The sequence below is a fragment of the Fusobacterium sp. DD2 genome, assembly GCF_018205345.1.
Lineage (GTDB): Bacteria > Fusobacteriota > Fusobacteriia > Fusobacteriales > Fusobacteriaceae > Fusobacterium_A.
Genome location: NZ_JADRHM010000070.1, coordinates 1 through 12,598, shown reverse-complemented (window position 1 = coordinate 12,598; position 12,598 = coordinate 1). Strand labels below are relative to the sequence as shown.

The 12,598-nt window shown below is 30.9% G+C and carries 11 protein-coding genes; 1 reads left to right on the top strand and 10 read right to left on the bottom strand.

Features of this window, described 5'->3' with window-relative positions:
* Positions 1 to 8: 8 nt before the first annotated feature.
* The 10 genes from IX290_RS09710 to IX290_RS09665 all read right to left on the bottom strand — a co-directional run bounded on the left by IX290_RS09710 (position 9) and on the right by IX290_RS09665 (position 9,864).
* Positions 9 to 1,511 (bottom strand): cobyric acid synthase, encoded by a 1,503-nt coding sequence (locus IX290_RS09710; RefSeq protein ID WP_211493008.1) that lies wholly within the window; start codon positions 1,509 to 1,511, stop codon positions 9 to 11.
* A 46-nt stretch (positions 1,512 to 1,557) separates the two neighbouring features.
* Positions 1,558 to 2,589, bottom strand: coding sequence for a glycosyltransferase family 9 protein (locus tag IX290_RS09705; protein WP_211493007.1), 1,032 nt, complete (start codon positions 2,587 to 2,589; stop codon positions 1,558 to 1,560).
* An 18-nt stretch (positions 2,590 to 2,607) separates the two neighbouring features.
* Positions 2,608 to 3,441, bottom strand: coding sequence for a TSUP family transporter (locus IX290_RS09700; RefSeq protein WP_211493006.1), 834 nt, complete (start codon positions 3,439 to 3,441; stop codon positions 2,608 to 2,610).
* Positions 3,442 to 3,518: 77 nt separating this feature from the next.
* Positions 3,519 to 3,824: a cell division protein SepF gene (gene sepF / locus IX290_RS09695; protein WP_211493005.1), complete on the bottom strand. Its 306-nt coding sequence runs from the start codon at positions 3,822 to 3,824 to the stop codon at positions 3,519 to 3,521.
* 21 nt (positions 3,825 to 3,845) lie between these two features.
* Complete coding sequence (locus IX290_RS09690; RefSeq protein WP_249168928.1) at positions 3,846 to 4,748, bottom strand: CsgG/HfaB family protein; 903 nt, start codon at positions 4,746 to 4,748, stop codon at positions 3,846 to 3,848.
* A 9-nt stretch (positions 4,749 to 4,757) separates the two neighbouring features.
* Positions 4,758 to 5,702, bottom strand: coding sequence for a bifunctional oligoribonuclease/PAP phosphatase NrnA (locus tag IX290_RS09685; protein ID WP_211493003.1), 945 nt, complete (start codon positions 5,700 to 5,702; stop codon positions 4,758 to 4,760).
* Positions 5,699 to 7,669 (bottom strand): HPr(Ser) kinase/phosphatase, encoded by a 1,971-nt coding sequence (gene hprK / locus IX290_RS09680; protein ID WP_249168929.1) that lies wholly within the window; start codon positions 7,667 to 7,669, stop codon positions 5,699 to 5,701. Before hprK ends, IX290_RS09685 begins: the two co-directional genes overlap by 4 nt.
* Positions 7,638 to 7,931: a hypothetical protein gene (locus IX290_RS09675; RefSeq protein ID WP_211493001.1), complete on the bottom strand. Its 294-nt coding sequence runs from the start codon at positions 7,929 to 7,931 to the stop codon at positions 7,638 to 7,640. The genes hprK and IX290_RS09675 overlap by 32 nt, the downstream gene beginning before the upstream one ends.
* Positions 7,924 to 9,156, bottom strand: coding sequence for a folylpolyglutamate synthase/dihydrofolate synthase family protein (locus IX290_RS09670; protein WP_211493000.1), 1,233 nt, complete (start codon positions 9,154 to 9,156; stop codon positions 7,924 to 7,926). The genes IX290_RS09675 and IX290_RS09670 overlap by 8 nt, the downstream gene beginning before the upstream one ends.
* A gap of 12 nt (positions 9,157 to 9,168) precedes the next feature.
* On the bottom strand, positions 9,169 to 9,864 hold the full coding sequence (locus IX290_RS09665) for a 5'-methylthioadenosine/adenosylhomocysteine nucleosidase (protein ID WP_211492999.1): 696 nt from the start codon (positions 9,862 to 9,864) through the stop codon (positions 9,169 to 9,171).
* Between the two features lie 204 nt (positions 9,865 to 10,068).
* Between IX290_RS09665 and IX290_RS09660 the strand changes: the two genes are divergently transcribed.
* A complete protein-coding gene (locus tag IX290_RS09660; RefSeq protein WP_211492998.1) occupies positions 10,069 to 12,372 on the top strand; it encodes a patatin-like phospholipase family protein in 2,304 nt (767 codons plus the stop codon).
* Positions 12,373 to 12,598: the final 226 nt, after the last annotated feature.

The window sequence follows — 12,598 nt, the reverse complement described above, 5'->3', positions numbered from 1 at the left end:
CCTTATTTTTATTTTTCAGCCATTATCTTATAGATCTTATCCATTGCGAGATTTTCTCTAATCAGATTTGCCAGTTTATCATATTCTCTTTCTTTAAAACCTGAAAATGAAAAGCTATCATCTAAAGGTTTTAACCCTTTTTTAGCTCTTATATTATTTAAAAATGCTCTTGTGAACTTTTCATTATCAAATACTCCATGAATATAGGTACCAAAAACATTATCTTTTGCTGCAAAGATATAACTATCTCCTGTAGTTCTATTCTCTTCACTTCCATTAGTAACACCCTGATGTATTTCATATCCTCTAACTGTTAAATTCTCACAGTTAGCTATAATAGTTCCACAAAGATTATCTTTTAAAGTTCTACGGACCTGTTGAGTACACTTGGCTTTTTCCATAACAGTTGTAGTATCAAGAAAACCAAAACCTTCAGTAATCTCTTTATCTCCTTCAATTTTATGAGGATCCTGTATCTCTTTTCCAAGCATTTGGAACCCACCACAGATACCAACAACTGTAGTTCCTTTTTTATATAGTTCTTTTACTTTATCAAATATTCCATTGGCTTTTAATTTTTCAAGATCAGCTATTGTACTTTTACTTCCTGGAAGAATGATAATATCTTCATCTCCAAGTTCCTCTTTTTTAAATACATAATTTAAGCTTACATCAGGATAGTGAGTCAAAGCATCAAAGTCAGTATAATTAGACATTTTATCTGTTCTAATAACAGTTATTTTTATCTCTGCATCTTTATTGTTATGAGTATTTATTTTCTTAGCTAAAACATCCTCTTCTTCTATTTCCAATTTTTCATATGGTAATACACCAAGAAATTCAATATCTAAGCCATCCTCTTTAAGTTTTTTCTCAAACATCTCTATTCCTGGTTTAAGAAGTTCAATATCTCCTCTAAATTTATTTATAACTATACCCTTTATTCTCTTTCTGTCTTTTTCATCTAAAAGAGCAATAGTTCCATATAAAGAAGCGAAAACTCCTCCAGTTTCTATATTCCCAACAAGTATAACTGGTGCATCAATAAGTTCTGCCATGCCCATGTTTACACAATCAAATTCTCTTAGATTGATTTCTGCAGGACTTCCTCCACCTTCTAATACTCCAATATCAAAATTTCTTTCTATAATCTCATAATTACGTTTAGCTATCTCTTTTAAATAACTGGAATTAGAAAAATATGATTGAGCATCCATATTTTTTACTGGTTTTCCTTCTATGATTATTTGTGAGTTGTTATCTGAATTTGGTTTTAATAGAATGGGATTCATAAATGCTCTCGGTATCTCCATAGCTGCTTCAGCCTGAACTACCTGAGCTCTGCCCATCTCTAATCCCTCTATATCAACATACGAGTTTAAAGCCATATTTTGCGATTTAAATGGCGATACCCTAAAACCATCCTGGGCAAAAACTCTGCATAGACCAGCTGTGAGAATACTCTTTCCTACAGATGATCCAGTCCCTTGTATCATAATTTTTCTATGCATAATAATTCCTCAAACTTTCTTTCATTAATAGTTAAATCTGCCCCAACTATTTATTAAGAACTTTTTCTTTATAAAATTCTTCAAATTTTTCTGTTATAATTTCAGGCTTAAGAAGATCATTTTGCTCTTCAAGTGTCATCTTATCAGCCTCAGGGTTTATATCAAGTGGTCCTATACCACCATGTTTATCACCCTTAATTGCCCATTCTTTAATATTTAATCCAGCTCTATATATTATAAATGTAGGAATATCCAAGCTATGTGCAATATGTCTTGGTCCACCTTCATTTCCAAAAAACATATCACAATTTGCAAAAATCATTGCAAGTTCTCTTATTGATTTTGTATCAATATTAGAGAAGATATGCTTATCCCATCCTAATCTTTCATGAGCTTTCTTTGCAAACTCTTTTTCAGCAGGTGAATAGTAAAAGATAATTTGTGGATCTAAATCCTTTATTACATTTTTTACTATCTCAAGCATTCTATCAATGTTATAAACTTTTCCTGGAACTCTTGCATTTATAGCAAAAGCAAAAACAGGTTTATTAAAGTCTATTCCGGCTTTTACCATTCTCTCTCTCATGCTCTTTTTTTCTTCATCTGTTATATTTATAGAAAAATCTTCTGTATATTTAATATCGTACTCTTTTTCTAATGGTTTAAGCATCTGTAAAAATTTATCAATCTTATTTTTGCTGATTTTAGGTTCTTCTATTTTATGAGTATAAGTATATCCTCTATGTTTTTTGGCTCTTCCAATTCTATACTTGCTTCCTCTTGAAAATAGTGTAAATAGCTCACTTTTTGGTGTAGACATTATATCAATTACTATATCATAATTATTTCTAGTAACCTGCCACACTTTTTTAATATATTTAAATATATTTTTTCTTTCCTCTTTTGTAATAGATATTACATTGTCAATATACTTACTTTTTTCAAAGATAGGAGCTATATGGTCATATACAATATAATCTATCTGAGAATCTGGAAATGTATTTTTCAACGTATGACAGATTGGTGCTGCTAAAATTGAATCTCCAATCTGCTTAAATCTAACTACCAGTATTTTCAACTACTTGCCTCCTTAACACTAACTTACTAGTGAAGATATAAAGTTTTGTATCAATGCACTTACATCAACATGGAAAACAGCTTCTGCTATCATTTTTAAAAGAACAACTGAAGTTACTGTTAAGAACATTGGTTTTATAAATTTAGTTCCTTTTGTAACAGCAGTTCTTGCTCCTAAGAAAGCTCCAAGCATCATTACAATTCCAACTGGTACTGAATAAAGATAATTTACCTGTTTAAAATAAACGAACATAATAACACTTGCTATGTTACTTGTAAGGTTTAATATTTTAGCATTTCCACTAGCATGAGGGAAATCCATTTTAAATATTCTAATAAGTCCAAATATTAAAAATGATCCTGTTCCTGGTCCAAAGAACCCATCATAGAAACCTATTACAAAAGCCATTATTCTTCCATAAAGAATAGTTTTATCTGTAAGTTCATCAAATTCATGAACCTCTCCCATTTTTTTATTCATTAAAGTATATCCAAGAACTACTAAAAGAAGTACCACTGTCATTGGATATAGATATTTTGAGCTTACAAGAAGTATTGTTCTAACACCTAAAAATGCTCCAATAAGTGAGAATATTGCTATTTTTCTCATTAAAGTCCAGTTGATTTTACCAGAGCTTGCAAATTTTGCACTACTTGCACAAGTAGCTATACAAGCTGATACCTTATTTGTTCCAAGTGCCATATGAGGTGGAATTCCAGATGCCATATATGCTGGCAAACTTATTAATCCCCCACCACCAGATACTGCATCAATAAAAGATGCTAAAAAACACGCTACTAATAAAAATATAAATGTTCCGTCACACATGCTGTGTAAAGCCTCGCTGATCATTAAAATACCTCCACTTTTTTGTTGTATAACAAAAGAGAGTGACCAAGGACAAAACTACTGCCTTTAGTCACTTTCTTCTATTTTTTATAACTTGGAATTATCTCTTCTTCCTCATCATAATTTTCATTTTTTGTCTTATACTCAAATAGATATGTCTTATTTTTAGGGATTGTACAGAAGATATTTTCTCCTGGGTTCTCTATCTGTCCACCTTTAATATACACAGCTCCTGAGATATAATCTAGAATTCTTTGAGATTCTTTAGCATCTAATTCTAAAAGATTGATATGTACAATCTTATCTCTTTTAATATGCTCAACACATTTAACACAATCTTCAAATCTTTTTGGTTTTACAAAAACAATATCAAAATCTTTTTCCATGATGTATTCTCCTTTTCCCTTTTATTTTAATTTTACCACAGCTGGCACTGAAAAATCTACTCCTTTATAATCTAAAGTTGCAGCATTTGTTTCAATATATGATTTAACTGTTGCTGTTCCAACTAAAGTCTCCTCATATCCTAAAAGCTCTCCTCTATACTCAACAGGTGCTCCCTGTTTGTAGACATTTACCTGTGTTCCAAGTTTTAAATTATTTTCAGCTCCTGAGTTTATAATAATGGTACCTGGAGTCTTTTTAATAACTGCTGCTGTCCAAGGAAGTTTATCAATATCTTTTACTATTTTCTCAACTCCATCAATAACTGCAGCTCTAAATGCTTCTTTTTCCAGACTTCCATATGAACCATATGTTCCTGTACCTAAAACTGTTCCAAATGATACTGTAGAACTTCCCTCTCCAGTTTCACTCCATACCTTTCCATTTAACACATCAATAATTTTAAGCTCAATAGCTGCTTCAGCTCTTTGCTCTTTATTCTTAGATATTATAGACTGGCTACCTGTTGTGTTCAGTTCATATTTTGTAACACTTCCCACTACTACAAAATCTGAATCTAAGAATTTTTGTCTAGGAAGAATAGATTTTTGCCCTAAAGAGTTTGAAAATGCCAACTCTTCCATTACTGCATCTAAATCCTCTCTCTCTAAAACGTTAAATCTTCCAGATTTTGAAAATTCTGAAACCAAAATATCCTTTGTTATACTGTCTGTTCTTTGAGTACCAAATCTGGAATAATTTTTTATCTTTCCTATTACAATTCTTCTCTTAGGTGCAATATTTTCTCTTGCAACATCGTAATCTCTTAATTTTTCAATAGTATCTTCTTTTTTTATAGTGCTTCTCACATCAGAGCACCCTACTGCAAATATGCATAATGCTAAAGCTATAAGTATTTTTCTCATAGTCATCTCCTACAATTTTTCAAGTACTATTCTTATAATCTCTTCACCTGGAAGGGTACTGCTGAATCCTGCAGCTTTTTTATGCCCTCCACCACCAAATAATGCTGCTATCTCATTGACATCAGTATCATTTTTACTTCTCATACTACCTTTAATAAAACCAATTTTATCTTCTCTTAAAAAGAGAGATACATTTGCTTCTCTCAATGAAAGAAGATTTTCTACAATTCCCTCTGTATCCTCTTTTCTTCCATTATACTTATCTAAAACATCTTTACTCATAAAGTAATAAGCTAATTTCTTTTCATTATCAAATCTCATCTCATACATAGCTTTTCCAACAAGTCTTATTGCTGCAAAACTTCTTGTATCCCAAAATTCTCTAATGATCTTACAGTTATCTACACCAATTCTTTTTAATTCTGCTGCCATTAAAAATGTTGACTCTCTTACGTTGTCATGCTTAAAGTTTCCTGTATCATTTACAAGACCTGTATAAAGTGCCTCACCAATAGCTTTATCAATCTCTATATTGCAGAATTTAAGCAGTGAAAAAATAATCTCACTTGTAGATGAAGCATCTACAACATAGTTATACGTTCCATAGCTATTATTACTTATATGATGATCTATATTTATACTATCTCTTCCTACTAACAGAGCTTTTGTAGACCCAAGTCTTCCCTCTGCTGCACAGTCAACACAGATAGTTAAATCATTTTGATAATTTTCTGCTAGACTATACTGTTCTACATTTTCTATTCCCTCTAAAAAATTAGTTGTTTGAGGATTTAAATCCTGAAGAACAAATCTTGCCTTTTTCCCTATCTTTTTTAAAGCAAGTGTCAGAGCAAGACCTGCTCCAATTGCATCTCCATCTGGATTAACATGTGCTGTTACTATAACATAACTGCTTTTATCTATTCTATCTTTTATCTCTTGAAAGGTGTTCACTTTTCCTCCTCACTTATTCCCAGTATCTGCTTTTCTTCAGTCGTCATTCTCTTTAATCCCTCTTTATAAAGTTTTTCAGAGTCATGACCAAGTTTAGTTGCCATAAGGTTCATTACAGCAATCTCAACCATTGCAGCAGCATTTCTACCTGACGATATATAAAGTACCATCTTAGGAATATCTTTACCTAATACTCTTGTTGAACTAGTTTGGTAGTCAACTGCTGTCAGATAAACATCTTCTCTTTCCTGCTCTTTAAGTTCTATTACAAGGTCTAATTTTTTATTAATTCTTACAGCACCAAGTCCATAAAGGGTCTTAATATCTATTATTCCCAAACCTCTAATTTCCATAAAATATGGAAGATTAGCAGCAGACCCCATAATGTCTCCACCTGTTTCTTTTACAAATTTAACAAGGTCATCTGCTATAAGTCTGTGTCCTCTATGAATAAGTTCCAGAGCTGTTTCACTCTTACCTACGCCGCTTTTTCCAGTTAAAAGTACTCCAAATCCATAAAGTTCAACAAAAACTCCATGAACTGATATACTTGGAGTAAAATATGTCTCTAAATAGCTATTGAAATTAGCTATAACCTGAGAAGCTTTTTTGTAAGAACTTCTGCATAGAATTATATTCTTTTCTTTTACCATATCCAGAAAATACTCTGGTACCTCTACATCTGCAGTTAATACCAATACTGGCAATTTAAACTGAAGATAATTCTCCAAATTTTTCTTTCTTTCCTCTTCAGGCAATGTATTCAAATATTTAAATTCTGCTTTAGAAAAAATTTGAACTCCATTATATGCCTCATCTTTATAATTTTCCACATATCCAGCTAAAGCTAAAGAAGGTCTATGAATACTTGTAGTCTGTATATAAGTATCTTCCAACCTATCTTCTCCAGATAAAACCTTCAGATTAAACTGATGTTTTAACTGCATAACTGAAAGTAATCTATCACCATTCATATTTCGCTCTCCCTGATTTTTTTTATTTTTCATTATCAACTTTTGAGATTCTCTCATAAAATACTCTGCCGAATTAAGTCCCATTGCTTTTAATCTGTAGTTAAGTGCTGCTGTTTCAACTATAATTGCAAGATTTCTACCTTTTCTTACTGGAATAGTAAGCTTAGGTATTTTCTCACCAAGAAACTCTTCCATAACTTCATCAAGACCTAATCTATCATAAAACTTCTTATCATCCCACTCTTCAAGAACAATTAAAAGATCCACTCGTTTCATTTTTCTTGTTGCTTTAATACCAAAAAGTGTTGTGACGTCTATCTTACTTCCATCCTTTGGATTATTTAAGAAAAAGTGGCTGTCCTTTGTGGACTTATCAAAAAAGTTATATCCTTCAAGATCATTTTCTGCAACTCTTTTTATCATAAGATGGTTATCTGTAATAAGTCTATGTCCTCTTTCTAAAAGTTCAATAGTTACTCCAAGTTTTGCATCTTCATAACCAGTAATTAAAACTCCTATTCCCATTACATCAAGGCACACATATCCATCTATCATCTTTTCTTCTGCAAGTTCCTGAGACAAAAAGAATTTTACCTCTCTTATAGTTGCAGATGTTCTCATATGACTTTTCAAAATTGTCTTATTATGTTTTTTAGCACTTTCTATCATCTCTGGAAAAATGATACTTTCATTAGTTATAATAAGAGCTGGAAAATCATATTTAAAATAGTTATCAAAAATCTTTGCTCTCTCTTCACTTGTAAATTTGTTAAGATATCTTGATTCTTTTCTTCCATAAATATGAATGTATTTTGTAAGTTCCTCTCCAACCTCAAAAAATCCTATAAGCTCATATCCTATCTGATATACACTTGGACTTTTTATTTTTATATCCATATTTCCTTCATATATTACATCCATATTGAGATGATTTTTGATATCCTTTAAACTTACATTTTCATTATAAATCTTTATGCTGTTCAAGAGATTCATCACCCCCTGCATCTGAAGAATCCTTTGCTTTTTCCTTCTCTTGAAGTTCTTCAAGTGCTTTTATATAGTCTTTATCTAAATAAAATCCATCTTTTCTTATTAAAAATGATTTTTCTATCTCTTTAGTTATACTGGCTATTTTTTCCTCTCTTACACTATTATCTGCTTTATATTTCAGATACAAGTGATATTCAAAGTGACCAAATACCATTAAAGCGATTAAATATACTAAAATCTTTAATAATTTCCCCTTTTTATTCATGAACTTCCTCTTTAAATTTACTTAAAGTATAAAAAGAACCACATATTATTATTATCTTTTTGCCCATACCTTTTGCCTGAGTAAAAGCTTTTAGCATATCATTTTCAACTGAAAAACCTTTTTTATCATCAAGCATCTCATATATCTCATTTCCTGAAAGTCCTCTTGGGTTTTCCATAAGAGATGTCAAAATTATATCTCCAGCTATTGTTTTTAATATATCAAGCATAGGTACAACCTTTTTATCTTTCAGTATAGATGTTACTGCTACAACATCCTCAGGTTTATAAGCTTTAGATATTATCTTAGCAAGCTCTGTCATTCCATCTATATTGTGTGCACCATCTAATATAACTAATGGATTGTCACTATATTTTTCAAATCTGCACTGCCATACTGTTTTTTTAGCAGCTTTTCTTATTATATCCTTTGATATACCTAGTTCTATTACTGTTTCATATGCACATAGGAAATTTTTGACCTGATAATCTCCAAAAAGTGAAAACTCATATGTTTCCCCGTCAATTGTAATCTCTGTTATAAACCTTTCGAAATCCAATCTGCTTGAATAGTTATACTTTTCCAATACGTTTACTGGATCAGCTATAGCTTCATGTATAGCCTGTAAAAACTCAGGATCACTATCTGCAATTATAACATTTTTACATTTTTTTATAATTCCAGCTTTTTCTCTGGATATCTTATAAATAGTATCTCCTAAATACTCCATATGATCAAAAGTCACATTTGTTATTACACAAATCTTGTCATCAGCTATATTAGTTGCATCAAATCTTCCACCCATACCAGTTTCCAATACTACATAATCAAGTTTTAAGTCAGAAAAATACTTAAACATCATAGCTGTAGTTACCTCGAAAAATGTAGGTTTAACTCCTGTCTCCTCTATAGCTTTTTTTACCATCTCATAGTATTTTACTATCTCTTCATCAGAGATATCTTTTTCATTAGCCCTTATTCTCTCATTGAATTTTAAAATATGAGGTGATGTATATTTTCCAACTTTATAACCAGCCTCTAATAGAATTGTCTCTATTGCTGTTGCAGTAGATCCTTTTCCATTGGTTCCTGCAATATGGATTATCTTATAATCATTTTGAGGATTACCCATATTATCGCAAAGAGCCTTTATATTATCCAATCCAAGCTTAATCCCATGCATAGAATAAGAGTAGAGTTCCTTTAATAGTGAATCCATATCCATTTTATCTCCACCTTACATTTTTTTTAGTATACCTTCTATTATTGTTTTAGAATTTTTTGCTGCAACTTTAACAAATTCAGGATAATCAACTTTTGCATCATGATTTGCTTTATCTGAAATTGCTCTTATTACTAAGAATGGAATGTTTAATACATAGCAAACATGGGCAACTGCAGCTCCTTCCATCTCTGTACAGTAAGCATCAAATGTATCTTTTAACCATTTTATCTTTTCTACAGAAGCTACAAACTGGTCTCCACTTGCAATTCTTCCTTTCCATACTCTATCTTTACCAAACTCTTCAACTGCTGTTTCATAAGCAAGATTAAATAGCTCTCTATCAGTTTTAAACTTAAACTCTTTCATTCTAGGAAGTTGTCCTAATTCATATCCAAAAGCTGTACTGTCTACATCGTGCTCTACAAGATCATCTCCAATAACAATATCTCCAATATCTATTCTTGGATCTACTCCTCCTGCTACTCCTGTAAATAATACTTTATCAACTTTAAAATGTTGTATCAGTATAGTTACACATATAGCTGCATTTACCTTTCCAATTCCACCTTCAACTAATACAACATCTTTTCCTTCTAATATTCCTTTATAAAAAACTAAATTTCCTACTTTTTCTTCCTCTATGTTATTCATTACAGATTTTAACTCTATAATCTCTTCATTCATTGCTCCAATAATACCTATTCTCATTTTTTCACCTCAAAGTCATATTTTTCTCTTAGAAAAATTATACCATATCCTTGCATTGTAAGCAATTTATATAAAGTTTTTCTTACTGTCACTAATGTTTTTTTATCTCTTTTATGTTATAATATAACTACGTAAAATAGAGAAGAAAGTGTAAAAATAATAGTTTATATATATATTATTAATGAATATTTTTGGGAGGAAAAAATGAGAAAAAAATTTCTTTTTCTTATCTGTATATTTTTTATTTTTTTATGTAAGGCAAATACATTTGCAGAATATCTTCCATCAACAATGAAAGAGGATATTGAAATTGAAAAATTAAAGCACCAGGTGTCAATACTACAGGCTAAGATTCAACAATTAGAAGAGATTAAAGAAAGAAAAATGAAAGCAGATAAAAAGCATATAAAAATTGGACTGGCTCTAAGTGGTGGAGGTGCTAAAGGACTTGCACATATTGGCGTATTAAGAGTATTGGAAAATCTTGGTATCAGACCAGATTACATAACTGGTACAAGTATGGGAGCTGTTGTAGGAGCTCTCTATTCAGTAGGATATACTCCTGATCAGATAGAGGAGATTCTTACTAAAAATGACTGGGATAGCTTTGTAAATGGTACCTTTATGGATAACAACATCCCTTTAGAGAAAAAAATAAACAACAAAAAATATATGGTTTCAATTAGATATGACAATAAATTCAACTTTTCACTGCCAAAAGGTTTTGGAAATACTCAGATGATATATTTTGAGCTTAAAAAACTTCTGCGTAATGTAGAAGGAATTACAAACTTTGATGATTTACCAATTCCATTAAGAGTTATAGCAACTGACTTGAACTCTGGTACTGCAAAAGCATTTAAAAGTGGAGATCTGGCTAAAGCTATTACAGCTAGTATTGCTGTCCCTACAATTTTCGATCCAGTTGAAATAGGAGGAAATCTCTATGTGGATGGTCTTATTACACGTAATTTCCCTGTTATTGATGCTATCAATATGGGGGCAGATGTAGTTATAGGATCTGATGTTGGAAACGAACTAAAGGATAAAAAAGACTACAATATTCTAAGTGTTTTAAACCAGCTGGTAGCAATTCAAAGTTCATCTTCTACCAGAGAGCAGCAAAAACTTGCAACTATTCTGATTACACCAGATATATTGAAATACTCTGCAACAGATTTAGATAAAGGTAAAGATTTTGTTAAACTTGGAGAAAAAGCAACTTTAGCTCAGGTAGATCTTTTAAAAGACCTTGCATCTCCAAACTTTGTAAAACAGGATAAAATACTTAAATCAAAAAATATTAAGATTGATAAAATTGAATATTCTCATAAAATCAGTGATAAAGATAAAGAGCTTATAAACAGTATCCTGGATGACACTTTAGGAAGAGATCTCACACCTAACGAACTTGAAAAATATATGCTTAAAGTCTATGGAAACGATATGATTAACACTGTTTATTACCAGATTATTGGAGATACTCTTATAGTTGATGCCAATATCAATCCTAATAACTCAATAGGTGTTGGAGTTAATTATCTTACTGGATATGGTACAACATTTAATGTTGGAACGACTATTTCAAACCTTGGTACTTTAGGAAATAACTCTCTGTTAAATATAAAACTTGGAGATTATATTGGATTTACGTTTAAAAACTTTATCTATTACGGATATTCAAATAAAATAGGAGTTTTTGGTAATCTATCATATAATGAAAATCCACTATTTTTATATAACGGAAATAAGAAAATTTCTGATTCAACAATAAGAAACTCTTTATTTGAAGCTGGAGTTCTTACTCAATATAACAATAAACTTATTCTATCTTATGGACTTAATACAATGTACACTCAGGTTAAGCAAAATACAGGAGCACTGCTTGATAAGGATATTAACTATGGAAAGAACTACAATGGTGCTTTCTTCAGAGCTTCTTATGACACTCTTGAAGAGGTAAATAACCATCCATCAAATGGGGTAAAAGCACTTTTTGAATACTCATGGGAAGGTAGCTTTAATAAATCCAGATCTAATTTCTATGGTCCAACATATATTTTAGATGGATATATTCCTATAACTGATAGAATAACCTTTAAATATGGTTTCTCTGGAGGAATCATATCTGGAGATCGTTTCAATTCAAGAGATAAATATTTAAGAATAGGTGGAACAAAGAGTAACTTCAAACAAAAGGAATTTGCTTTCTATGGACTTGCTTTCCAACAAAGACTTACAGATAAATTTTTGATTGGTAAACTTGGAATTGATTATCAGTTAATTCCAAATCTGTATTTAAGCGGAATATGGAATATGGGAACTTTCAATGATATTAAAAACCCAGGATATCCTAAACAATTTGAAATTTGGGATGACTACTTACAAGGATTTGGTGTAGGTGTAACATATCAAAGTCTTATGGGACCTATTGAATTCTCTATTTCCAAGAGTAATAACCATGGAAATTTCTTAACTCAGCTTAGCATTGGTTACATATTTGATTAATAAAAAAGAAAAGGGCTATTGCAACTCTTAAAAAATATAATTCTCTAAGCTATCAATAGTTTCTATTTATATTGCTTACAGAAAGAAAATTTGAAACTCACTTCGTTCAAACAGTCAAATTTTCAGTATTCTGTTTCGCTGTATAAATTACGAAACTATTTCTAATACCGAGAATTTTATTTTTATAAGTTTATAAATGCAACAGCCCTATTTTTTTAATTTGGAA